Origin of the sequence: Rhodococcus sp. Eu-32, from assembly GCF_003336925.1 — a bacterium.
Classification (GTDB): domain Bacteria; phylum Actinomycetota; class Actinomycetes; order Mycobacteriales; family Mycobacteriaceae; genus Rhodococcoides; species Rhodococcoides kyotonensis_B.
Map to the genome: position 1 here is coordinate 108,054 of NZ_QGNK01000013.1, position 23,707 is coordinate 131,760.

Here is a 23,707-nt window from a genome sequence, read left to right on the forward strand (position 1 = left end):
CATGGCCCGCGTTTCGTTTCGGACGCGCCCGGGCATGCGTCGCAGGACTGTACGACGCGCGACGGCTTAGGGGGCTGACATGGCGACGGAACTACAGACCGACGCCACTACCGAACAGGTGTGGAGCGTCATTGCCGACGGCTGGAGCTATGGGACGTGGGTTGTCGGCGCGTCGCGTATTCGTGCCGTCGACGAGGCATGGCCTGCGAAGGGCAGCTGCATCCATCACTCGGTCGGGGTCTGGCCTCTGGTGCTCAGCGATCGGACACGATCCATCGGCGTCCACGAGGGACGCGAACTGCGCCTCGAGGCCCGTGCGTTGCCGTTCGGTTCGGCGAGCATCACCTTGCGGCTACACCCCCTTGCATCCGGCTGCCGCATCGAGATGATCGAGCATGCGCTGACCCCACCCGCCAACCTCGTTCCGGACTCCGTGCAACATGCGCTGGTGCACCCCCGCAACAAGGAGGCGCTCCGGCGGCTCGCGTACCTCGCGGAAAGGTCCACGACGCCCGAATGAGCACCACCACAGCCGACGCCGTCGTCATCGGCGCAGGCCACAACGGTCTTGTCGCCGCAACAGCGCTCGCCGACGCCGGATGGGACGTCGTCGTCCTCGAGGCCAACGCCCAGCCCGGCGGTGCCGTGCGCAGTGCGGAACTGGTACCCGGATACTCCAGCGACCTCTACAGCGCGTTCTACCCGCTCGGCGCGTCGTCACCGGCGATCAAGTCGCTGGAACTGGAACGCCACGGGTTGCGGTGGGTGCGCTCACCTGCGGTCTACGGTCACGCGCGTTCGGCCACGGACGAGAACGCGCCTGTCGTGCACAACGACGTCGCCGACACCGCAGCCGGTCTCGCCGAGCACGACCCCCGCGACGCCGACGCCTGGATCAGGCTGTTCGAGGACTTCCAACGCATCAAGAAACCGCTGCTCGACGCGTTCTTCGGCGCCCCGTTCCCACCGGTGCGTGCCGGCGCTGCCCTGGCGAAGGCGCTGGGGCCCGCGGACATGCTGCGATACATCCGCTTCATGGCCTTGCCCGCCCGTGTGATGGCACACGAAACGTTCCGCAGCGACGCTGCCCGCTGTCTGCTGCTGGGCAACGCGATGCACGGCGACGCACCGGTCGACGCGCCGGTGAGCGGGGCGATGGGTTACCTGCTCACGATGCTCGCTCAGGACGTCGGATATCCGGTGCCGGAAGGCGGAGCCAGCGCGCTCATCGACGCCCTGGTGCGACGCGCAGGCAAAGCCGAGTTGCGGTGCGATACTGCCGTGACGCGCATCGGCGTCGAGAACGGCCGGGCCACCACCGTGCACACCGCCGCCGGCGACACCATTCGCGCGCGGAGAGCGATCATCGCTAACGTCTCGGCCCCTGCGCTCTACGAGACGTTGCTCCCGGCGGGCGTGCTGCCGAGACGCGTACACGACGACCTCGAGAAGTTCGAATGGGACACCCCAGTCGTCAAGATCAACTACGCGTTGGACCGGCCCATTCCGTGGCGATCGAAGAGTCTGTCGCTTGCCGGAACGGTACACCTCGGCGCCGACGACGACGGCCTGCTGCGTTGGATGACCGATCTGACGACGAACGTTCTGCCGAAGAAGCCGTTCATGCTGTTCGGACAGATGACCACCGCGGATCCGACGCGGTCGCCTGCGGGTACCGAGAGCGCGTGGGCCTACACGCATCTGCCGAGAGGCGTGACGGACAACGAGTCGGCCGACACGATCGCCGACCGCGCTCACGAGGTCCTCGAAGAACACGCGCCTGGTTTCGACGCCGCCGTCGTGGGCCGCGTCGTGCAGAGGCCGAACGACATGGCTGCCGCCGACGCGAACCTGTTCGGCGGGGCCGTCAACGGCGGAACGGCGCAAATCCAGCAGCAGTTGATCTTTCGCCCGATTCCGGGCTTGGGACGACCGGAAACCCCGGTCGAGGGGTTGTTCCTCGGCAGCGCGTCCGCCCACCCCGGTGGGGGCGTGCACGGTGCAGCCGGAATGAATGCAGCCCGCGCGGCTCTGGGCCAGCACGGGCTGTTGGGACCGATAAGGAAGAAGGTGACCAGCTCGTTGCTCGAGCTGGTCACCCGTCCACCTGATTCTGGAGTCAGGCCACGGCGTCTGCGACCGACGTGAACCTACGAACAGCAGGTACCACGTTCGCGGCCTCCAGCAATCTGTGCACTGGATGACCCTCGACGAGGCACCACACCGTGCCCGCCTCGGCGGCGGCCTCGTCCAGAGCCGCGAACACTCGCAACCCTGCGATACCGAAGAAGCCCACGTCGGACAGGTCGAGGATCAGGCGTACACCCGATGCAACTCGTCCGCACGCATAGTCGATCAGAATCGGCGCGCTGCGAATATCGATGTCACCATGCACCGTGACCACCACCGATGCGTCGCCTGCCGGCTCCGCACTGAAGATGGCGCCGGTCTCGGCGACCGCTACCGAACTGTCCTTCGCTGCGTGTGTGTTGGTGCTTCCCCCGTCGTTCAACCCCTGTGGAGTAACAGTCATAGCCATCCCATCGTTGAGCGATTGGGAGGGAAACTGCCCCGCGAAGTAGAAATCCGCTGAGTGGAAGGAACCGCTGACGGTTGGGATCCACCCGGGCGTCTCCCCCGACGGCTGTTATCTCAACCTCGATCAACCCTACGGCACTGAACCTCGTCCGTATAGTCGCGCCGGTTTCGTCCCAGCATGGGCGGGGCATTCGCCGTTCGAGGAGGGGACGTATCTACAGCTAGGAAGGCGGTGCCATGAAGGCAGTCACGTGGCAGGGAAAACGCAAGGTCAGCGTGGACACGGTGCCCGATCCGAAGATCGAGAAGCCCACCGACGCGATCATTCGCGTCACCACGACCAACATCTGCGGGTCCGATCTGCATCTGTACGAGGTGCTCGGCGCTTTCATGAATCAGGGAGACATCCTCGGGCACGAGCCCATGGGAATCGTCGAGGAAGTCGGCTCCGAGGTCACGAATCTGCAGGTCGGCGATCGCGTCGTCGTACCGTTCCAGATCTCGTGCGGCAGCTGTTTCATGTGCAACGGCGGATTGTTCACTCAGTGCGAAACGACGCAGGTCCGCGAACAAGGCATGGGCGCTGCGATCTTCGGCTATTCGAAACTCTACGGCGCAGTTCCCGGAGGCCAGGCGCAGTATCTGCGCATCCCGCAAGCCCAGAACACACACGTCAAAGTTCCTGTCGGACCGGACGATTCGCGGTTCGTCTACCTGTCGGACGTCCTCCCGACGGCATGGCAGTCGGTCGAGTACGCAGGCATCCCGGACGGCGGATCGGTGACGGTACTCGGTCTCGGTCCGATCGGCGACATGGCTGCGCGCATCGCAGCACACAAGGGATACCGCGTCATCGGCGTCGACCGAGTTCCGGAACGCTTGCAGCGCTTGGCCGCTCGCGGTATCGAGGTGTTGAACTTCGACGAGCACCCCAAGGACCTGGGTGACGTCATCCGTGATCGAACCGACGGCCGCGGAACGGATTCCGTCATCGACGCCGTCGGAATGGAAGCGCACGGATCACCGGTTTCCAAACTGGCACACGACATCACGGGACTTCTTCCCGACGCGATCGCCGGACCGTTCATGCAGAAGGCAGGCGTCGACAGGCTCAGCGCCTTCTACAGCGCGATCGACATCGTGCGGCGGGGCGGAACCATCTCGTTGATCGGCGTGTACGGCGGCATGGCCGACCCGATTCCGATGCTGACGTTGTTCGACAAGCAGATTCAGCTCCGCATGGGACAGGCGAACGTGAAGAAGTGGGTCGACGACATCATGCCGCTTCTCACCGACGACGATCCGCTCGGCGTCGACAGTTTCGCGACGCACGTGCTTCCCCTCGACGAGGCACCGCACGCGTACGACATCTTCCAGAAGAAGCAGGACGGTGCAGTGAAGGTTCTCCTGAAGCCATGACGCGTATTCGAATGGTCAAGGGCGGGCCCCTCATGGTCGAGGGGCCCGTCGAGATCGAGATGCCGGACGGCGAAACCGTCGAGTCGGACCGAGTCACGGTGGCGCTGTGCATGTGTCACCGCAGCAAGAACTATCCGTTCTGCGACACCAGCCACCGCAAGCGACGCTGAGCCACCGCACCGAACGTCATTGCGTCCAGCGGCGAATCATGGCGTCTCCGAAGCGATCTTCGACGAATGCGAGCGCCCGCATCCCGAACACGACGTCCGCCTCGAGTTCGGGATGCGCGGCCACGAGCGATCCGACGACGTCGTGCCGCATGATCTGTTCGTGCACCGCGTCGGCCTCGACGTGTTCGGCGTAGAACCGGACGCACTCCGAGGGAGCCCCGAGCCGCTCGAAGGCCGTGACGAGACGCGCCGAACCCGGCGACGACGTGATCTCGGTTGCCGCGAAATGCCCGACTGCGGCGCCACGCAGCGCACGATGCAACCCGAAGAGCGACATCAGATTGACGACGGCCAACATCTCCGGCACAGCCGAATCCAGGTACGCCAGATACGTGGTGTCCATGTTCGCGGCGCGCATCGCGTCCGCGTAGAGCTGCTGATGGACCCGTTCACCTCGGCCTGCGCCGAACTCGTCGTACTCGACCGCGACGAACGACGCCTTCGCCTGACCCGTCAGACGCGGTATGGCGAACGCGTGCGGATCGGCTTCCTTCAGGTGATACAGCGACCGGTTGGCGAGGTACTCCTGCATCTGCGCCCACGACGCGTCGTCACGCAGGAACCACGACGGCCCGGTGCCCGTTCTGGGTTCGATCGACAACGCGTCCATCTCGGCGACGACGTCGTCACCCGGCTCCACGTTCGCGCGCACGGTCGCGAGAAAACGGCGTTCCAGTTCTCGCCGAAATCCGAGAATGCCTGCGTGCCATTCCCATTCGTCGCCGACGCCGTCGAAGCTTCGATAGTGCAGTTCGTAGCAGACGTACAGGGCGAGCTGCAGATCCGCACCGAGGGGATCGGCATCGCCAGGAATGTCCGGCAGGTCCACGGGCATCGCCGGATCACCGCGAAGGGCGTCGACCACCGCGGCGGACAGCGGTCCCCGAGGTTCGGGCAACTTGCCGGGCAGCGTGAAATCGGTCGATTCGGCTGGGGTCTTCTCGGCGGTGAGGGCGGGCGTCATTCGACGCGGTTACCCTCGCGGCCGGGGTACGAAACGGTGTCGGGGCGCAACTCGTCGTGATGGGCTCGCATCGCGTCGATCAGCACGGTGAACACCCGATGCGCCGCGGCCAGGTCCGGATCGGGCAGGTCCGCGAGGGCAGCATGGGTCTTCTCACCCAGCGGACCGAAGAATCCGCGCGCGACGTTCATGCCGTGGGTGTCGTACCGCAGGATGACCTTCCGTCGATCACGCTCGTCCTTCTCGCGTCTGATGTGACCCGACGCGATCATGCGCTCGACGAGGTAGGTCATCGCAGCGGACGTCAGCCCCAACTGCGCGCCGAGTTCGCCTGCGGTCAGGGGCTTGCCGTCGACGTCGGCGACCATGATCAGCAGCAGTGCACGAAAATCGTTGGGCCGCAGATCGTGCAGCGATCCGAAGGCACGGCCGATCTCTTCGGACACCGACGACAGCGCACGGACGTCCGACGAGATCAAGGACTCCAGTTCGCTGCGATCGGGCACGACGGACAGACTATCGCGCCACGCCGACGCCAGATCCTTCAGTTGCTTAATTGTTAAGTTGATGAGATTGTTGGCGGGTGAACTTCTGGACCCGGTTTGCCCGAATAGTCACCTTCCGACACTCGTGGGCGCTCGCGCTCGCCGTCGTTCTCCTGTCCGGCGGCTTCATGGCCGCCGTCGGCGAGAACGACTCGGCGGGCAGCGCACCCTCGTCGATACCGTCGTCCGCCGAATCCGCGCAGGTCACCGAGTTGCTGACGCAGTTCCCGGACTCGGACACGGCTCCCGTCATCCTGGTCGTGTCGCGAGCCGACGGCGCGGCGCTGACCGAAGCGGACACCGCCGCGGCCCAGCGGGCGCTCGATCGGACCGGTGACGGTGCTGCCACGCCCCTCGTCCCGTCTCCCGACGGCGAGGCGGTCCTCGGCCTGATTCCCGTCGACGCGTCCCTGTCCGGTTTCGGACTGAACGACCTCGTGACGTCCCTGCGGGAGGCGGCCACCGACGGTCTTCCCGACGGCCTGCAAGCACAGGTCACCGGCGGTCCCGCGTTCGGCGCGGACATCGCGAACTCGTTCTCCGGTGCCAACTTCACGTTGCTCGCCGTCACCGCCCTCGTCGTCGCGATCCTGCTGATCGTCACCTACCGCTCCCCGATCCTGTGGCTCGTACCGCTCGTCGTCATCGGCCTCGGCGATCGCGTCGCGACCTCGGTCGGGACGGCCCTGGCCGACGTCACCGGCCTGTCGTTCGACGGCTCGACGTCGGGCATCACCAGCGTTCTCGTCTTCGGTGCGGGCACGAACTATGCGCTGCTTCTCATCTCGCGCTATCGCGAAGAACTGCGCACGACGACGGAACACCGAACCGCACTCGAACGCGCCGTCCGGCATGCCGGTCCCGCCATCCTGGCGAGCAACGCGACCGTCGTCCTCGCATTGCTGACGCTGCTGCTGGCGATGTTGCCGAGCACGCGAAGCCTGGGCGCGCTCGCTGCTGCGGGCCTCGTCGTCGCAGCGATCTTCGTACTGGTCGTGCTGCCACCGCTTCTGGCGCTGTGCGGACGAAAGTTGTTCTGGCCGTTCGTACCGGGCCCCGACGACCGAGACACGGCGACGTCGGGTCCGTGGTTCCGCATCGCCGAGGCAGTGTCGAGGCATCCGATCCGCACCGCGAGCGTCACCATCGTCGCGCTCGTCGCCTGTGCCGCAGCGCTGTTCGGTACCGGGATCGGGCTGTCGCAGACCGAGCAGTTCCGTGTCACCGCCGAGTCCGTCGAAGGATTCGAGACCCTGGCCGAGCACTTCCCGTCCGGACTCGCGGACCCGACGACCGTCGTGGCACCGACCGAATCGGCCGCAGCCGTCGAGACCGCACTCGACTCGGTAGCCGGGGTCGATTCGTTCACCCGCGTTGCGGATTCGGGTACCGGTCTGACCCGCTGGTCGGTGGTCACCGACGCGGCACCGTCGTCCGACGACGCATTCGCCACGGTCGAGAACGTGCGCGCGTCGTTCGACGACATTCCGGGTGCGCTGGTCGGCGGAAGCGACGCACAGGCCCTCGACACCTCCGACGCGGCCGCCCGCGACCGGCTCGTGGTCGTGCCTGCGATTCTCCTCGTCGTGTTCGCCGTGCTGATCGCGTTGCTACGTGCCGTCGTCGCGCCGGTTCTTCTCGTGGCGACGACGGTCCTGAGCTCGCTGGCCGCCATCGGTGTCGGAAGTTGGGTCAGCGACCACGTGTTCGGCTTCCCGGCTCTCGACGACAACGTGCCGCTGTACGCGTTCCTGTTCCTCGTCGCGCTCGGCGTCGACTACACGATCTTCCTCGTCACGCGCACCCGGGAGGAAACCCCTGGGCACGGCACCCGATCGGCCATCGTGCGCGCGGTCGGAGCGACGGGTGGCGTCATCACCAGCGCTGGAATCGTGCTCGCCGCGGTGTTCTGCGTACTCGGCGTGTTGCCCCTCATCACGCTGACCCAGCTGGGAATCATTGTGGGACTTGGCATTCTGCTGGACACGTTCGTCGTCCGCACTCTGGTCATCCCAGCACTGTTCACCCTGATCGGCCCGGGGATATGGTGGCCGAACCGAATCGATTCGGACAGTTCGGAATCGACAGCACAGAAGGAGCGAGTCTCATGACAGTACGGTCGATGATTACACGCAGCGCCCTCGCGGCAGCGTGCGTGACATTCATGGGTGCAGGCGTCGCGCAGGCAGCGCCGCCGACGGGATCGGCCGGGTGGGAGCCGTTGGCTCCGGTTCCGTCGCTCGACGTCGAACGGTACCTCGGGACATGGAACCAGGTCGCCGCGGTCCCGCAGCCGTTCAACCTCGAATGCGCCCGTGACACCCAGGCGAACTACCAGTTGATCGATCCGACGAACATTCGCGTCGAGAACACGTGCACGACGTGGACGGGCGGCTCCAACGGCATCGTCGGAAACGCGCGGGTGAACGACACCGTCACCAATGCCCAACTGCACGTGAGCTTTCCGGGCGTCCCGACGCAGGACAGCCTCGACGGACCGACCAACTACATCGTCGCGTACATCGCCGACGACTACTCGTGGGCACTCGTCGGCGACCCGCTGCGGACGTCGGGCTTCGTGCTGTCGCGTTCACCCGAGGTGAGCGTGGAACAGTTCCGTGAGATCCGTGCCGTCGTCGAGTCGAAGGGATACAACTCGACGACTCTGCTGACCTCGCCGACCCCCGGCGGCGCCACCGAGATCCGCCCGCTGTCGACCGTGTAGGCGCTTCGCACGTGCGCGCGAATGTATAGCGGGCTGTACATTCGCGCGCACGGGTCTTACTCCACGTTCAGCGCCACCCGCCGCAGCAGACCCGACAGCGCTTCCAGATCGTCCGCATCCAGACCGTCGAGCAGTCCGCGGTCACGCTCGAGCCGGACCGGAAAGACCCGGTCGACGAGGTCACGCCCCGCGTCGGTCAGCTGTAGCAGCACGACTCGCGCGTCGCGTTCGAACCGCAGCCGCTCGATCAAGCCTTCCTTGACCAGACGCTCGGAGATCTTCGTCGTCGACGCGCCACTGAGCATCGTCACCGACGTCACCTCACTGGCCCGCAACGCCCGTCCCGTACGGCGCAACGCGCTGAGGACGTCGAATTCCGCGCGGGACACACCCATGGGCGCGAGCGTCGCGTCGAGCAGATGATTGGCCTTCGCGGAGATTCGGCCGATACGAGCCAGCACCTCGATCGGGGAGGTGTCGACGTCGGGAAAGGTCGTCGACCACTCGCGTCGGACCTGGTCGACGAAGTCCCCGCCCGATTTCTGCGCCCGAATCATGTGAGCAACCCTACGTCGCCTCATTTTAATTTACTAGTGAAATACAGATAAACTACTTCGGTGACCGCGCCACTCGACAGACTTCAGCACTCCCGTTCCGCGCTCGCTCATGCCGTCTCCGGCCGCGCCTGGAAGCAAGCGACCCGACTCGGACGCGCCGACGCGTCGATCGCCCCGGCCGTGCGCGTGGGTCTCGCTGTCGCCGTCGTCCTGGTCGCGGGCAAACTGCTCGGCCACCCGGAGTTCGCCGGCTTCGCCGCACTGGGCGCTCTCGTCTCGGCGTTCGGTCGGTACGAGCCGTACCCGCGCCGCGCCGGGAAACTCGCACTCGTCGGCGGACTGATCGTTCTGTACGCGACCTTCGGCGCCGTCCTGGGCGTCTCGACGTCGTTCGCCGCTCAGATGTGGGCGATTTCCATCGCGTCCGGAGTCGCGGCGCTGCTGCTGGCGGCGTTCGAGATCGCCGGCCCCGGGCCCGTCATCCTCATCTTCGCCGCGACGGCGGGCGTCGGCTTCGGTCACACGGCGCCGGACGTGGAGGCGGTGTTCGCGGCCGTTCTCGTCGGCGCCGTCGTCGGCTGGGTCGCTGCGATGCTGCCCGCTCTGCTCCACCCCGTCGGGCCCGCCCAGCTGGCGGTGGCCCGCGCGCTCGCCGCGGTCGACAGCCGAAACGATCCGGTCGCACGCGCCGCGATCGCCCGCGCGCGAACCGTCGTCGCGCTCAGTCCTCGCCGCAGCAGCGGCCACGTACACAGCCTCGGTCTCGTGACCCTGCTCGACGACGCCGAAGCACTTCTCGACGCCTGGGCTCGTGGCGACGAGGCATCTCATGCCCAGGAGGTTCTCGCGCACGAGCGTGCACTGCGCAAGATGCGGCGTCACGACGCGTTGCCGGTACGTGCAGCCCAACTGTCGGCTCGGCCGACCAACTTCTTCTCGACGGGACTCGCGCGACTGGCCTCGAAGTCGTTGCTGCTCAATGCCATCCGCATCGCGGCGGCGGCCGCGCTCGCGGGCTGGTGCGCCCAGGCGTTCGGGTTCGATCACCCGCTGTGGGCCACGATGGGTGCACTGGCGGCGATGCAGGGCATCACGTTCCACACGACGGTCCAACGCGGAATCCAACGTCTGCTGGGCAACGTGGGCGGTGCAGTGATCGCCGCCGGACTGATCGCGCTGTCGCTCGGCTACTGGCAGACGACGGTTGCGATCGTCGTCTGCCAGATCGCCGCCGAAATGTTGGTGATGAGGAACTACGCACTCACGTCGCTGGCGATCACCCCGATGGCCCTGATGATGACCGGACTTGCCGGCCACCTGTCGCCGACGGTTGCCGTCGACCGCGTCGCGGACACACTCATCGGGGTTCTGATCGGCGTCGTGATCACGGCGGTCACCATCGAGATCGGTGACCGCCAGCACTTGAACTGACGCGTCAGCCGAGGACGGTCGCGACCGGTGTCGAGGACCGTCCGATCAGCTTCTGCAGGTCACCCGACTCGGTGTCGAGCTCACCGCGCGCGATGCCCGCGTCGGCGCTCGGCAGCATTTCCGCGACGAACTCCGGCAGGCCGGCGCCGAGCAGAATCTGCTTGTACTCGGCCTCGGTGACGCCGTGGTACGCGATGGGCTTTCCCGCGATCGTCGAGATGACGTCGGCCAGCTCGGCGTAGGTCAGTCGCTCGTCGCCACCGAGCTCGTAGATCCTGCCGCCCTGGTTCTCCGACAGCAACACGGTGGCAGCGGCGGCCGCGTAGTCGGCGCGCGCGGCCGCGGCGATCCTGCCGTTCCCCGCCGACCCGAGCAACGCGCCGTTCTCGATGGTCTGCTGCAGCGACGCGGCGTAGTTCTCCCAGTACCAGCCGTTGCGCAGAATCGCCGCAGGCACGGACGAGTCGGCGAGCAGCTTCTCGGTCGCGAGGTGCTCGGCAGCGAGGCTGACACCGGACGTATCGGCCTTCAAGATGCTCGTGTACGCGATCAGCGAGACGCCGGCCGCTTCCGCGGCATCGATCACGTTGGCGTGCTGGGGAACCCGCTGTCCGACGTCGGATCCCGAGACGAGAAGAAGCTTGTCGACGCCGGTCAGCGCCGCCTTCAGCGCGTCGGCGTCGGTGTAATCCGCGACGCGGACCTGCACGCCGCGATCGGCGAGCCCCTGCGCTTTCGCTGCGTCACGCACAACGGCGACGACGTCGCTCGCGTCCACTCCGCGGTCCAGAAGCTCCTCGACGACAAGTGCTCCGAGGTGTCCGGTGGCGCCGGTTACTGCAATGGTCATGGCTGTTCCTTCGTCGGTGGTTCGCGGTCGACCGCCACTATTCACTTACTTTTCGTACAGTGCAACCCTTGAGGTAAGCACTGCCGTGATCGCATGCGCTAGCATGCACATCATGAGCGAGGGATCGGACGGCATTTTCGAGGCCGACGTCTTCGCGCGCAACTGCTCGTCGCGCGAAGCGCTGCAGAACGCGACGAGCAGATGGGGCATCCTCGCCCTCGCCGCCCTCGCGGAGGATGACTATCGCTTCAATGCGTTACGTCGCCGCGTGGACGGCGTCAGCGAACGCATGCTGTCGCAAACGCTGCAGACCCTCGAACGCGACGGCATGGTCGTGCGGACTGTTCGAGGGTCCATTCCCCCCAAGGTCGAGTACAGCCTGACGCCGCTGGGCCGCGAGGTCGCGACGCATCTGACGAGCCTCATCGAACTCGTCGAGTCCTCGCTGCCCGACGTCGTGGCCGCACGGGAGCGTCACGACGCAAAGCCGGCCTAGAGTCCGCCGCGCACTGCTAGCGTGCTGCCGTGTCAGGAATTCGGAGAAGGTCCTTCCTCGCCGCGACGGGTGTGACGGCGCTCGGGACAGTCGCACTTGGCTCTTCTCGCGCGTGGGCGACGCCGTCGGGTCTGGATGTCGGCCGCGGCGTCGGCGACATCACCGGTGAGCCCCTCGGTGCAGGCATGAACGGATACGCCGTCCTCGAACAATCCTCTGCCGGACTGCATCTGCGCCAGCGCGCCCGCGCGTTCGTCTTCGTCGACGCCGCATCCGGCGGGCGGCTCGCCCACGTGACGTGCGAGCTCGGGTTGATGTTCGAGAGCATCTTCGAGGAGGTCCTGCGCCGCCTGGCGATGCGTTACGGCGAGACCTATCACCGCGGCAACGTCCTGCTGTCGGCGACGCATACCCACGGCGCCCCCGGCGGCACGGACGGTCACCTCCTGGTCGACATCACCACTCTCGGTTTCAGACCGGCGACGTTCGAATCCAACGTCGCCGGCATCGTCGACGCGATCGTGCGTGCGCACGACGACGTACAACCCAGCCACGTGTCGATCGCGTCGGGTTCGCTCGACGACGCGGGCGTCAATCGATCTCCGATGGCGTTCGACCGCAATCCCGACCGCGACCGGTTCTCGGACCGGATCGATCCACGCTCGGTCAATCTGCAGGTGACTCGGGGCGGTGAACTGGTCGGCGTCGTCAATTGGTTCGCGACACACGGCACCTCGATGAAGGCGACCAACCTGCTGGTCAGCACCGACAACAAGGGCTACGCGGCGTGGCACTGGGAACGCGAGGTGGAACGAGTCGATTACCGAAACCCGAGCTTCGTCGCGGCGTTCTGCCAGAGCACGCCCGGCGACATCACGCCCAACCTCGAGGGGCAACCCGGCACGGGCCCGACGACCGACGAGTTCGAGAACACTCGCGTCATCGGCCTCCGGCAGTTCGAGACGTCGCAGGCGCTCGCCGAAACGACTGCGCCACAGCTCGATTCGGGTGTCGACGTTCGGTGGGTGTACGTCGATTTCTCCCAGTACACCGTCCGACCGGAGTTCACCGGCGACGGACAGACCCACACGACCAGCCCGGCCGCACTGGGTGCCGCGTTCGCCGCATCGAGCCAGGAGGACGGTGGCGGCATTCCGGCGCTCGGACTCCAGGAGGGCGAACGGGGTGGCAATCCTGCACTGGCAGCGCTCGGTTCGGTGCTGCTTCCGCAGTGGCTGCGCGACGCCCAGGCACCGAAGGACGTCGTGCTTCCCGTCGGGTCGATCCCCGGGATCGTGCAACAGATCCTCCCGTTCCACCTGGCACGCCTGGGAAGCTTTCACCTGTTCACGTGTCCGTTCGAACCCACGATCGTCGCCGGATCCAGACTGAGAACGGCCCTCGCCGACGCACTGGCCGTCGATCGCGAACTCGTCGTCGTCCAGGGATACACGAACGGATACGGGCATTACCTGACGACGCCGGAAGAATACGACCAGCAGGACTACGAGGGCGGCGCAACGGTTTTCGGACGATGGCAACTTCCCGCGACGATGCAGATCGCGGTCGAACTGGCGTCGGCCATGCGCGACGGCCGTCCCGTCGACAGCGGCACGGCACAACGCGACCTGACCGGGCTCGTTCCGAGCGCACCCACCGGAAATCCATTCGTCGACCTGCCCAGTCCTGGAAGGTCTTTCGGTGACGTGCTCACCGAGCCGGCCGCACGCTATGCGGCGGGCCAACAGGTGTCGGTACGATTCTCGGGCGCCAATCCCAACTCGAATCTGCGACGCGACGACACGTATCTCGCGATCGAGCGAGCCGACGACACCGGGTGGATTCGGGCTTTCGACGACGGCGACTGGTACACGAAGATCTTCTTCGACAACGTCGGTCCGATCACGGAAACGACTGTCACGTGGGATATTCCGCGCTCGCAGCAGGCCGGGCGCTATCGCGTCGTCTATTTCGGTGACGCCCGGTCAGCGGACGGCCGACTCACGCCGTTCACCGGAACCACGGCCGAGTTCGACGTGGCCTGACCATGTCGCTCGAGCACAGAGCCATCGCGTTGATGACGGCGTTGACGTTCACGACCGGAATTGCCGACGCGGTGGGATTCCTCGCCCTCGACCGCACTTTCGTCGGCAACATGACCGGCAACGTCATCGTCCTCGGTATGGGCGTCGCGGGCGGTGACGACCTTCCGGTACTGAGTCCCGTCATCGCGCTGGTGTCGTTCACCGGCGGCGCGGTCGCGGCGGGATTCGTTCTGCGTGGCGCTGCGGGACGCTGGAACCGCCGCACCACAGCGCTCGTCACAGCCGGTGGTCTCGTGCTCGGGGCCGCCGCGGTAGCGCTGTTTCTGCTCGACACCGACGACAATCGAACTCGGATCGCACTAGCGGCGGCCGCAGCGCTGGCGATGGGCCTTCAAGCCACGGTCGCCCGCGCCGTCGCGGTGAAGGACATGACCACGGTCGTCGTGACGTCGACGCTCACGTCGTTCGCCAGCGAGTCGTTGACGGACCCGAACGCCGAACCGTGGTGGGCCCGACTCGCCGACCGCCGCGTCGGTGCCATCACGGCGATCTTCGTCGGTGCAGTCGTCGGCGCGTTGCTGCTACTACTGCATCCCGGTCTGGCGTTGCTCACCGCGGCCGTGCTGACACTGGCCGTCGCCGTCGCAGGTCGGCTCGCCCTACCGTCAGGGCTGTAGCAGGGCGCCGAGCACTGCCGCCGTGAGTGCGACGACCTCGTCGTGGTCCGCCTCGGCCAACGCGTCGAGAGTCCCCGACGACCGACCCATCGCGATGCCTGCCAGTGCGGCGACGGCCAGCTGCGCTCGAAGGCGAGGGTTGTCGAGCCCGTCGGCGGTCATGCGTGCCTGAACCCCGGCCGTCAGACGCTGGTCGACGCGTTCCGACGCGGCAGCCTGCACCGCGGGATCGTCGTGGGCGCGCATGACCGCATGCAGGACAGGGCCCGGTCCAACGTCGTGGATTCGCCTCAGTGCGTCGTCGATCCGATGCGGCTCGCTGATGTCACCGAGCTCTGCGACCTCGTCGTTGTCCGCGGGCAGCGTCGCGATGTACAGCGCGGCCTTGTTACCGAAGTAGCGAGCGATCAGCGCGGGGTCGGCACCTGCGCGTTCGCCGATCTCTCGAATCGTCGTGCGCTCGTATCCGCGGGTTCCGAACAATTCCGCGGCTGCGGCGAGAAGGTCTCGACGGGTCCGGGTGGAATCTCGACTGCGTGTCATCTCTCTCCCACCGAATGCGTTCTCCGCGAATCCACGTCGTACGCGAAGCCGCCCGACACCGCCGACTCCACGCTCTCGTCCACCAGCGACTTCGACACCCGACGTCGCGCATACGGTAGGCCCAGGGCCAGCAGGCCCGTCACGATCCACAGAACGATGCCTGCGGTGGCCGTCGCCGAGTATCCGTCATCCGTCGGGTACACCGCGCCGGGCAGGGTGTAGGCGGCGAGAATGGTTGCGCTGAGCGCACTTCCGACGGCGCCGCCGACGGTGCGCGTGACCTGGTTGACGCCGAGGGCACTCCCGGTCTCGTGCGACGGCACCGCGCTGACGATCAGCGCGGGCATCGCCGCGAACGTCAAGCCGACACCGAGTCCCGCGATACCCATCACAGCGAACACGACCCACAACTCCGAACGCCCGACCGCCAACAGGACCAGCGCAACGACGAATGCCACGGCCCCGAGCGGCATCACCAGGGTGCGCGGCACCCACCGACTCGCACTCGGCAGAAGCCGGTTGGCGACGACGCTCGCCAGCGAGAACGGGACGAGGACGAGGCCCGCGACCATCGCGGAACGACCGAGTCCGTATCCGGTGTCCTCGGGCGTCTGCACCAGTCGAATGACCGTGGAGGACAGCACGAACATGCCTATGCCCGCCAGCAGCCCGGTGACGTCGGCCGTCAGGACGGATCTGTTGCGCAGCAACGACAGCTGTACGAGCGGGAACGCACAGCGCACCTCGTGACGTGCCCACAGCGGCAGGACGATCACGCCGATCACGACGCAGATCGCCGAGGGCCACGACGTCCACCCCCAGGTACCGCCGGTACTGAGCGCGAGGAGCAACGCCGTCAGGCCCGCACCGAGCAGAACCGCTCCGAGGACGTCGAGTGGACGCCGCTTCAGGTGGACGCTGGTCGGCACGACGAACACCGACGCGAGAAGCACAGCCGACGTCGCGATCGCGGCGACGACGAAGCACGCGTGGAATCCCCAGTAGTGGGCGATTACTCCGGTGAGCGGGTAGCCGAGTCCGATCCCGGCGACCGCGGTGACCGACAGCGCCGCGACGCACGACCGAGCACGCGCAGGTGCGAGATGATCGCGAGCGACCGCCATCGCCAGCGGCATCAGCCCGAGGCCGATGCCCTGAAGTGCTCGTCCGACGATCAGCATCGCGAAGTTGCCCGGCATCGCGGCGAGCACACACCCGAGCGCGACGACCGCAAGCGACCCGACCACCGCCTGCTTGCGGTGGGGTCCGTCGCCGAGTCTGCCGAGGATCGGGACGGTGACGGCGCCGGTGAGCATCGCGATGGTCAGCGACCACTGCGCGCTGGTGAACGACACCCCGTACGTGGATGCAACGGTCGGAATCAATGGGGCACCCACACTGCTCACGACGGCGACGACCGTGCAGATCGACACCAGTACCGGAACGAGCCCGCGTCTCACCGCGGTCGGCAGCGTGTCATCGGTCGATGTCATCGCTTGATGATATGCCGCGCGATTCCGAGTTACCGAACCGACACCGTTCCGAGACTCGACCGTTACGATGGCGGATGTGTTGTCGTGTCGTGCAACGGGAAGCGTGATGTACGAGGCGTCACAGCGTTTCGTCCCAGCGCGAGCGCCTCCGACCGGCTCGACCACCACTCGGAAGGCGTCCTCATGTCTCTCGCACGTAACACGACGATCACTCGCGCGCTCGGCGGTGCTGCATCCCTCGGAATCGCTCTTGCCTGCGCGGCACTGCTACCGGGCACCGCATCCGCAGCGCCCGTCGAATGCACGACTGCACCTTCAGGCGCCGCCGAAACCGGCCTCGCGGGGGCGTCCCAGTGCGACAGCACTGCCGATGCGACCAGCGCCGCCGCGGGCTATGGATTCGAAGGCTGGGGATCGGCGACCGCGCTGAGCAACGCCGCCGCCCTGGCGCTCGGGTTCGGCGGGGGAACCGCGGTGTCCGACGCGACGTTCGGCGCGGGTCCCGCCGCGATCTCGTTCGGTCCTGGCAGCGTCGCTACCAACGAGGCCATCGGACCCGGTCTGTCCATCGCCATCGCAGGCCCCGGTTCCGTCGTGACACTGACACCGACGGGCGCGGTCTGCAACGGCCCCGGCATCGCGGGAAGCTTCACCACATTGCAGGGCTGCATCGGCTGACCGTCAGCCGACGGATGCGTTCTCGCGCTCCGCGTTTCGCGACCGTCGCGCGCGGAGCGCGAGAAACACCTTGGCGCCGAACGGCGCCGCGAAGAGCATGATCACGAGCCGGACCACCTGTACGGCCGCGACGAACGTGACGTTCGCGCCGCTCGCTGCGGAGACGGCCAGCACCGCCGACAGACCGCCGGGCGTCGTCGCGAGATATCCCTCCAACAGCGAGATTCCGGCGACGTGGGACAACAGCAAGCCGAGCAGGGCACACACTCCGCCGACCACGAGAATGAGCGCCACAGCCCACGGCATCACCCGTCCGACGGCCCGCACACTGTCCCGAGTGAAGGCGAGCCCGGCCTGCCATCCGATGAGAACGAACGCGATCGGGAGCAGAACCGTCGGAGCGGTGACCCCGTCGATCCACCCTGAGAGCTCCATACCCATCGACACCGCGAGCGGTCCGAGCGTCGCGGGCGCGGGCAGCCGAATCAGCCGTGCGACGACAATCCCGACGACGATGGCACCGGCAACGACGAGAAGGTCCACGTACCACGGGGTTTCGCCGGAGCCGGTCGACGCTGCGCCGCTGGTACCCGCACCGAAGACGAGCGTCGCGACCAACGGCATCGTCACGATGATCAGTCCCACACGCAGGTACTGGACCACGGCGACCATGCGCTCGTCGCCGCCGAGTTCACGAGAGACTGCGACGAGCCCCTGCGCTCCTCCGGCGATCATCGACAGAGCACCGGTCAGAGCATCGACGTCGCGATGGAACGCGAGGAGCATTCCCGCCGCCACGCTGACGACGAGGGTTGCGATGCACACACCGAGCGCGGGCAACCAACTCGAACCGAGAGCCGACAACGTCTCGGTGTCGACCATCAGTCCGACACTCACGGCCAGAATGCCCTGCGCGAGCATGCCCGCCGGTCTCGGAAGACGGTCGGGACCGAATCCGCGCACCGCGAAGACGGCAGCGACGACGAGAGATGCGAACAACGCCGCGGCAGACAGTCCCAGGGCTGCCATGACCGCCCACACCACGCTCGTCACAGCCAGAAGAGCAAGCCAACGGAACATGGTTTTTCGCACACGGTAAGACTACGCTTATCAATCGAAGCGTCAAACCAGACGAAACAGGCCCACAAAGATACTGTTGCACGTACTAACAGGTGTGCCGGGGAGGGTTATCCATGAGCGCAACGGAGCTACGGGAGGCGATGCTCGCATTGACACGGCGGTTGCGCAGGCAACGCCCGAAGCACTATCTGACACCGAGTCAGATGCAGATCCTCGGCGACGTCGAACGCAGTGGTGGGTCGAGCGCCCCCGTCGACCTCGCGGCTCTGCAGGGAGTCCGCATTCAGTCGTTGACGAGCAACCTCAACGCTCTGGAAGCCGAGGACCTGGTCACCCGCACGCCGGACCCGGGTGACCGACGCCGTCTGCTGATCCGCATCACCGACAAGGGCACCGAACTCGTCGCCGCCGATCGTCAGCAGCGCGACCGCTGGCTCGCCGACGCGATGAACGAAGAGCTGACGGGACTCGAGCGCGACGTCCTGCACCTCGCCGCGCCCATCCTCTGGAAACTGGCTCGGCGTCCGGATTCGGCGGACACCGTTGACCTTTCCGACCGTTCTGGTGGAACATGATTCGGACACACCCCTTTCGGCGGCATCGTCCGTCGGCCATGACCACAGGAGTAATGAGCTTCGATGATGTCCTACCTGCTGTACGACGCGCTTCTCCCCCACCTCGGATCCGACGCGGCGACGTACTGGGCAACGTTGCTCGTCGTCAACCCCTTCTGACGGACCGGTAGCACGGCCGACGCGAGGGTCGCACCGAAACGTTTCGGTGCGACCCTCGCGCGTTCGTGTTCGGCCCCTGTTGTCCGGGCCCTGTTCGTCCGGGCTTCGACTAGGCCAGTGCAGGTGTCGGCAGCAGTCTCGACAGCACGTCCGAGAGCGTGACCACTCCGACCGTGCGGTCACCGTCGACGACGAGTGCAAGGTGGCTGCTCGTCTCGCGCATCGACGCGAGCGCGACGTAGACGGGTGTATCGACCGCGAGCGTGAACACCGGACGCGTCACGTCCGCCAGGCCGACGTCGTCGGCGAGCGTGTCGCGCACATGGACGACGCCGCTGACGGTTTCCCCGTCACGCACCAGGATGCGTAGGTGGCCCGACTCCCGCGACGCTGCTCGAACGTCGTCGAGCGTCGCGGTGGATTCGACCGAGATCGGAACCCCGTGCGTGCGAAGAAGATCTCCCACCACCAGGTTCTGCAGTTCCAGTGCTCCCGCGATCTGGACGGAGTAGCTGGCGTCGAGTGCACCGACGTTGACCGAGTGTTCGACGAGCTGGCGCAGGTCGTCGGGATTCTGACCCGACGCGACCTGACCGGACGGTTCGACGCCGACGCGTCGAAGCAGCCAGTTCGCCATCTCGTTCATCGCAACGATGACGGGCCTGGTCAGGAACATGAACCCACGCATCGGGATCGCCAGCATCGTGGCGGACTTCTCCGGGTGCGCGATGGCCCACGACTTCGGCGCCATCTCGCCGACGACCAGGTGCAGGAACGTCACGATGATCAACGCCAGCACGAACCCTGCGACGTCCGCGACCCAGTACGGGACGCCCCACGACTCGAAGAGCGGTGTGAGCGCGTAGTGGACTGCGGGCTTCGTCGTCGCACCGAGTGCCAACGTGCACAACGTGATTCCGAGCTGCGAGCCGGCGAGAAGAACGGTCAACTCACTCGCACTGCGCAGTGCGGCACGCGCGGATCTGCTGTTCGGAGCCGCGTCCTCGAGACGGTGACGCTTCGCCGCGAGCAACGCGAACTCGACGGCGACGAAGAACGCACTGGCCGCGATGAGCCCGACGGTGACCGCCAGAACGACCCAGGGATTGCTCATCGGTGGTTGTCCATTTCTGTGCTGTCCGTGCGGTCGTCGGCGTCGGTGCGTTCCCGTTGTCCGAGTTCGAGTCGCACGGACGACGGTACGTAGTTGTCGATCTCGAGCACCTCGACCGACACGAACCTCTCCGGGATCTCGTCGTCGTCGGCGATCAGATCCTCCGATTCGGCGGGCAGATCGACTTCGATTCGCGTCCCGACGTCGGGCAGCGAACCGTGGTGCGCGATGACGAATCCGGCGATGGTCTCGTAGTCACCGGCAGGCAGGTCGTGGTCGATGGACCGCTCGACCTCGTCGATGTGGATCTCGCCCGCCATCGTCCACGTGCCGTCCTCACCCGCGACGGGCGTCGTGTCGATCTCGTCCTCGTCGTGCTCGTCGGTGATCTCTCCGACGAGTTCCTCGGCGAGATCCTCGATGGTGATGACGCCGGTGAGACCGCCGTATTCGTCGATGACACAGGCAAGTTGGTTCTTCGACGTGCGGAGTTCGACGACCGCGTTCGGCAGCGCCTGTGTCTCCGGAAGGATCAGCGCGGGACGCACGAACTCGGCGATCTCCGCCTCGGGACGATCGGTGACCGCCAGGATGTCCTGCAGGTGTACGACACCGACGATGCCGTCGTCCTCGTCGAGGACGGGGTAACGCGAATGCTCCTGCCCCATGAGCGTTTTCACCTCGGCGAGCGAATCGGTGGCACGCACCGTCGCCGCACGCGAGCGCGGAATCATCGCATGTTCCACGGTGCGCGTCGGGAAGTCGAGAATCCGATCGAGTAGATCGGACAGCTCGTCGGGCAGATCGCCCGAATCCTTGGACTCGGCGACGATGTGCTCGAGGTCGCGCGGCGTCGCCGAATGTTCGACGTCGTGCACCGGCTCGATCTTAAGCGAGCGGAGCAGCAGATTCGACGCGTGATCGAAGATCGTGATGAGCCAACCGAACAGCTTGAGGTAGACGGTCGTCGACAACGACAACCACCTGGCGACAGGTTCGGGGCGCGCGATGGCGAAGTTCTTCGGGAACAGTTCACCGAACAGCATCTGCACGAACGTGGAGAAGAGCAGCGCTGCGACCGCACCGATACCCACGCCGACGGCCGTCGGAATTCCGATCCCGCCGAACATGGTTCCGAGCGACTGCCCGATGAGTGGTTCGGCCACGTAACCGACCAGCAGGCCGGTCACGGTGATGCCCAACTGGGCACCCGACAGCATGAACGACGTGCGTTTGGTGACTTGCAATGTGCGACGGGCACCTGCGTCGCCGGCCTCGGCGCGAGCCTTCAGCCGGGAGCGGTCCACGGTCATGTATGCGAATTCCTGAGCCACGAAGTAACCCGTGGCGACGGTGATCAGGAAGACGACGAGGACGCCGAGCAAGAGAGTGAGAATCACACTCATTCGCCGGACACCGCCTCGCAACTAGTCGACATAGTGCGTGGGGCCGTGTCCGGCCCGGGTTTATCGCTGTCCATGAATCCTCTGTTTGTGGGGGTTTCGGCGGTGATGTCCGATTCTAGCGGGTGCCGACGCCGTCGGGAGATTTCACGACGAGAACGGGCACAGGGCTGTCGAGGAGGACACGCTGCACCGTGCTGCCCATCAGGAACTTCCCGACGGCCGAGCGTCGCCGAGACCCGATCACCAGCAGCGACGCGCCGACGTCGGCGACGAGATCCACGATCGCACCTGCCGGATCGCCCGCATCGGGTTCGACGCGCACGGACAGTGTCGCGTCCCCGAGTCCGCGCGATTCGAGGATCTGTCTCGTCGCGAGAGTCGTTGCCTCCCTGTCTTCTTCGGACACGGTGTTGGAATCGACGACGGCCAGGACGACGAGTTCCTTGCCTCGGAGTGTTGCTTCCTCGACTGCACGGACGAGCGCCTCGCGGCCCTCGGGTGAATCGCTTGCCACTACGGCTACCGCCATGTTGTCTCCGCTTCCGAGAAATCGTTGATTGGACTATTCGGACAAAGCGTATCTACTGTGTCGCTGTGACACATCACACGAAAGGCTCGCCAGGAGCGGAGCCTGCGGAGTGACCGGAAAATCACTCGCGAGGTTCTCGCCCACTCTGTCCAAGTCTCTACTTGCAGTTGCCGTCGCGGCGGCGGTGACAGTCGCCGGAATCGATGCTGCCCGCAGCGGCACCGGTTCGGACGCACGAGCAAAATTGACCTTGATCGCTCCTGCTGCCGCAGGTGGAGGCTGGGATCTGGTTGCCCGTGAGGCGCAGCAGGCACTCCGGAGCGACGGCATCGTCAACAACGCGCAGGTGGTGAACGTCCCCGGTGCCGGTGGCACGATCGGCCTGAGCCAACTCGAAGGTCTCCGCGGTCAGTCGACCACCGTCATGGTGACCGGCACCGTGATGCTCGGCGGTATCGCCATCAACGACTCCGACACGACGTTGGCCGATACCGTGCCGATCGCGAAGTTCGCGGAGGACTTCGAGGTCTTCGTCGTCCCCAAGGATTCGCCGTACCAGACCATCGACGACATGATCGCGGCGTGGCGCGCCAATCCGGGCGGACTGCCCATCGGAGGCGGTTCGCTCGGCGGAATCGACCACATCGTGGCCGGCCAACTCGCGCAGGAAGCGGACATCGACCCTGCGGCGATCAACTACATCGCCTACTCCGGTGGCGGCGAGGTACTCACGTCCCTCCTGTCCAACACCGTCGGTGTCGCTGTCAGTGGCTACAACGACTTCCGCGACCAGATCGAGGCCGGAAACGTCCGCGCGCTCGCGGTGGCAGCACCCGAACCGGTCGAGGGCATCGACGTCGAGACGTTCGTCGAACTCGGATACGACGTGGACCTCGTGAACTGGCGTGGAATCGTTGCGCCGCCCGGTATTTCGGACGAGGACCGTGACACGCTCGTCGACATCGCCACCGAGATGCACGAGACCGAACAATGGATGACCGCGGTCGAGCGCAACAGGTGGAAGGAATCGTTCCAGACCGGAGACGAGTTCGGCGAGTTCCTCGAGGTCGAGCAGACTCGCATCACCGACATCCTCCGAGAATTGGGGTTGGTATGACCGCCGTCGAAACCACCACGGACGTCCGGCGCAGTTTCTGGACCGGCCGGAGCGGACTCGTCGTCCCCGCGCTGCTCGTCGCACTCGGGCTGTTCCTCGTCTACGGCACGGTGACGATGGAGGTTCCCCCCACGGCGACTTCGCCGGGACCACAGGTCTTTCCGGCGATCGTGGCGGGCGGATGCTTCGTCGTCGCCGCGCTGGTCGCACTGCAGATTCTGCTACGTCCCGAGGTGGTCGAGCGGGGTGTCGACGACGACGGCCGCCCGGTGACGGGCCCGGTGAGCAATTGGCGCACCCTCGGAATCACTGTCGGGTCGGTCGCCCTGTTCATCGCGCTGCTCGACCCGCTCGGCTGGGTTCTCGCGGGGGCGCTGCTCTTCTGGGGTGTCTCCATCGGATTGGGTTCTCGCCGTTATGTGTTCGACGGAGCCATCGCCCTGCTGGTGTCCTCCGCGGTTCAAATCGCCTTTTCCGCCGGTCTCGGCCTGACGTTGCCCGGCGGCCTTCTGGCCCAGGTGTTCTGATGGAGCTGA

25 protein-coding genes are annotated in these 23,707 nt (G+C 66.2%); 14 read left to right on the forward strand and 11 right to left on the reverse strand.

Going from position 1 to position 23,707, the window contains the following annotated elements; all coding sequences use genetic code 11:
* The first annotated feature begins 79 nt into the window (after positions 1-79).
* Together DK926_RS16760 and DK926_RS16765 are read left to right on the forward strand one after the other, a co-directional pair.
* Positions 80-520, forward strand: coding sequence for an SRPBCC family protein (locus DK926_RS16760; protein WP_068425077.1), 441 nt, complete (start codon positions 80-82; stop codon positions 518-520).
* Positions 517-2,148 carry an NAD(P)/FAD-dependent oxidoreductase gene (locus DK926_RS16765; RefSeq protein WP_114331346.1) on the forward strand — a complete coding sequence of 544 codons (1,632 nt, stop codon included), beginning with the start codon at positions 517-519 and terminating at the stop codon, positions 2,146-2,148. Before DK926_RS16760 ends, DK926_RS16765 begins: the two co-directional genes overlap by 4 nt.
* Here the strand turns inward: DK926_RS16765 and DK926_RS16770 are convergent.
* The gene (locus tag DK926_RS16770) at positions 2,120-2,533 is read right to left on the reverse strand and encodes an STAS domain-containing protein (RefSeq protein ID WP_243636858.1); all 414 of its coding nucleotides are present in this window, start codon (positions 2,531-2,533) and stop codon (positions 2,120-2,122) included. The genes DK926_RS16765 and DK926_RS16770 overlap by 29 nt on opposite strands.
* A gap of 242 nt (positions 2,534-2,775) precedes the next feature.
* Here DK926_RS16770 and DK926_RS16775 point away from each other — a divergent pair, with 242 nt between their 5' ends.
* Positions 2,776-3,957, forward strand: a complete 1,182-nt coding sequence (locus DK926_RS16775) for a zinc-dependent alcohol dehydrogenase (RefSeq protein ID WP_114331348.1) — start codon at positions 2,776-2,778, stop codon at positions 3,955-3,957.
* Entirely contained in the window at positions 3,954-4,127 is a 174-nt protein-coding gene (locus DK926_RS16780; RefSeq protein ID WP_068425088.1) for a CDGSH iron-sulfur domain-containing protein, read from the forward strand. Before DK926_RS16775 ends, DK926_RS16780 begins: the two co-directional genes overlap by 4 nt.
* A gap of 16 nt (positions 4,128-4,143) precedes the next feature.
* Here the strand turns inward: DK926_RS16780 and DK926_RS16785 are convergent, their stop codons facing one another.
* Both DK926_RS16785 and DK926_RS16790 read right to left on the reverse strand, forming a co-directional pair.
* The gene (locus DK926_RS16785) at positions 4,144-5,151 is read right to left on the reverse strand and encodes an iron-containing redox enzyme family protein (RefSeq protein ID WP_114331349.1); all 1,008 of its coding nucleotides are present in this window, start codon (positions 5,149-5,151) and stop codon (positions 4,144-4,146) included.
* Positions 5,148-5,657, reverse strand: a complete 510-nt coding sequence (locus DK926_RS16790; protein WP_068425091.1) for a MarR family winged helix-turn-helix transcriptional regulator — start codon at positions 5,655-5,657, stop codon at positions 5,148-5,150. The genes DK926_RS16785 and DK926_RS16790 overlap by 4 nt, the downstream gene beginning before the upstream one ends.
* Positions 5,658-5,824: 167 nt before the next feature.
* On the opposite strand from DK926_RS16790, the gene DK926_RS16795 reads away from it, so the two are divergent.
* A complete protein-coding gene (locus DK926_RS16795; protein WP_114331399.1) occupies positions 5,825-7,807 on the forward strand; it encodes an MMPL family transporter in 1,983 nt (660 codons plus the stop codon).
* A 53-nt stretch (positions 7,808-7,860) separates the two neighbouring features.
* On the forward strand, positions 7,861-8,421 hold the full coding sequence (locus DK926_RS16800; protein ID WP_068426130.1) for a lipocalin family protein: 561 nt from the start codon (positions 7,861-7,863) through the stop codon (positions 8,419-8,421).
* Between the two features lie 56 nt (positions 8,422-8,477).
* Here DK926_RS16800 and DK926_RS16805 read toward each other — a convergent pair whose 3' ends face one another.
* Positions 8,478-8,978, reverse strand: coding sequence for a MarR family transcriptional regulator (locus DK926_RS16805; protein ID WP_114331350.1), 501 nt, complete (start codon positions 8,976-8,978; stop codon positions 8,478-8,480).
* 60 nt (positions 8,979-9,038) lie between these two features.
* On the opposite strand from DK926_RS16805, the gene DK926_RS16810 reads away from it, so the two are divergent.
* Positions 9,039-10,409: an FUSC family protein gene (locus tag DK926_RS16810; protein WP_114331351.1), complete on the forward strand. Its 1,371-nt coding sequence runs from the start codon at positions 9,039-9,041 to the stop codon at positions 10,407-10,409.
* A gap of 4 nt (positions 10,410-10,413) precedes the next feature.
* Here the strand turns inward: DK926_RS16810 and DK926_RS16815 are convergent, their stop codons facing one another.
* Entirely contained in the window at positions 10,414-11,259 is an 846-nt protein-coding gene (locus DK926_RS16815) for an SDR family oxidoreductase (protein ID WP_114331352.1), read from the reverse strand.
* A 112-nt stretch (positions 11,260-11,371) separates the two neighbouring features.
* Here DK926_RS16815 and DK926_RS16820 point away from each other — a divergent pair, with 112 nt between their 5' ends.
* The 3 genes from DK926_RS16820 to DK926_RS16830 are packed head-to-tail and all read left to right on the forward strand — an operon-like array spanning position 11,372 to position 14,477.
* Positions 11,372-11,755, forward strand: coding sequence for a helix-turn-helix domain-containing protein (locus tag DK926_RS16820; RefSeq protein ID WP_114331400.1), 384 nt, complete (start codon positions 11,372-11,374; stop codon positions 11,753-11,755).
* Positions 11,756-11,784: 29 nt separating this feature from the next.
* Complete coding sequence (locus tag DK926_RS16825; protein ID WP_114331353.1) at positions 11,785-13,800, forward strand: neutral/alkaline non-lysosomal ceramidase N-terminal domain-containing protein; 2,016 nt, start codon at positions 11,785-11,787, stop codon at positions 13,798-13,800.
* 2 nt (positions 13,801-13,802) lie between these two features.
* Positions 13,803-14,477, forward strand: coding sequence for a YoaK family protein (locus DK926_RS16830; RefSeq protein WP_114331354.1), 675 nt, complete (start codon positions 13,803-13,805; stop codon positions 14,475-14,477).
* On the opposite strand, the gene DK926_RS16835 is transcribed toward DK926_RS16830, so the two are convergent.
* Complete coding sequence (locus tag DK926_RS16835; RefSeq protein ID WP_114331355.1) at positions 14,466-15,020, reverse strand: TetR/AcrR family transcriptional regulator; 555 nt, start codon at positions 15,018-15,020, stop codon at positions 14,466-14,468. The two genes, DK926_RS16830 and DK926_RS16835, sit on opposite strands and share 12 nt — an antisense overlap.
* Positions 15,017-16,513 (reverse strand): MFS transporter, encoded by a 1,497-nt coding sequence (locus tag DK926_RS16840; protein ID WP_114331356.1) that lies wholly within the window; start codon positions 16,511-16,513, stop codon positions 15,017-15,019. Before DK926_RS16840 ends, DK926_RS16835 begins: the two co-directional genes overlap by 4 nt.
* 183 nt (positions 16,514-16,696) lie before the next feature.
* On the opposite strand from DK926_RS16840, the gene DK926_RS16845 reads away from it, so the two are divergent.
* On the forward strand, positions 16,697-17,191 hold the full coding sequence (locus DK926_RS16845) for a DUF6764 family protein (protein ID WP_114331401.1): 495 nt from the start codon (positions 16,697-16,699) through the stop codon (positions 17,189-17,191).
* Between the two features lie 3 nt (positions 17,192-17,194).
* Here the strand turns inward: DK926_RS16845 and DK926_RS16850 are convergent, their stop codons facing one another.
* Positions 17,195-18,271 (reverse strand): AbrB family transcriptional regulator, encoded by a 1,077-nt coding sequence (locus DK926_RS16850; protein WP_114331357.1) that lies wholly within the window; start codon positions 18,269-18,271, stop codon positions 17,195-17,197.
* Between the two features lie 113 nt (positions 18,272-18,384).
* Between DK926_RS16850 and DK926_RS16855 the strand changes: the two genes are divergently transcribed.
* Complete coding sequence (locus DK926_RS16855) at positions 18,385-18,846, forward strand: MarR family transcriptional regulator (protein WP_068425120.1); 462 nt, start codon at positions 18,385-18,387, stop codon at positions 18,844-18,846.
* Between the two features lie 268 nt (positions 18,847-19,114).
* On the opposite strand, the gene DK926_RS16860 is transcribed toward DK926_RS16855, so the two are convergent.
* The 3 genes from DK926_RS16860 to DK926_RS16870 form a co-directional block, all read right to left on the reverse strand.
* Positions 19,115-20,119, reverse strand: a complete 1,005-nt coding sequence (locus DK926_RS16860; protein WP_068425123.1) for a hemolysin family protein — start codon at positions 20,117-20,119, stop codon at positions 19,115-19,117.
* On the reverse strand, positions 20,116-21,525 hold the full coding sequence (locus DK926_RS16865; RefSeq protein WP_114331358.1) for a hemolysin family protein: 1,410 nt from the start codon (positions 21,523-21,525) through the stop codon (positions 20,116-20,118). Before DK926_RS16865 ends, DK926_RS16860 begins: the two co-directional genes overlap by 4 nt.
* 115 nt (positions 21,526-21,640) lie before the next feature.
* Positions 21,641-22,054, reverse strand: coding sequence for a universal stress protein (locus DK926_RS16870; RefSeq protein WP_068425129.1), 414 nt, complete (start codon positions 22,052-22,054; stop codon positions 21,641-21,643).
* A gap of 109 nt (positions 22,055-22,163) precedes the next feature.
* On the opposite strand from DK926_RS16870, the gene DK926_RS16875 reads away from it, so the two are divergent.
* Both DK926_RS16875 and DK926_RS16880 read left to right on the forward strand, forming a co-directional pair.
* Positions 22,164-23,171 (forward strand): tripartite tricarboxylate transporter substrate-binding protein, encoded by a 1,008-nt coding sequence (locus DK926_RS16875; protein ID WP_068425132.1) that lies wholly within the window; start codon positions 22,164-22,166, stop codon positions 23,169-23,171.
* Positions 23,168-23,698 carry a tripartite tricarboxylate transporter TctB family protein gene (locus DK926_RS16880; protein ID WP_068425135.1) on the forward strand — a complete coding sequence of 177 codons (531 nt, stop codon included), beginning with the start codon at positions 23,168-23,170 and terminating at the stop codon, positions 23,696-23,698. Before DK926_RS16875 ends, DK926_RS16880 begins: the two co-directional genes overlap by 4 nt.
* Positions 23,699-23,707: the final 9 nt, after the last annotated feature.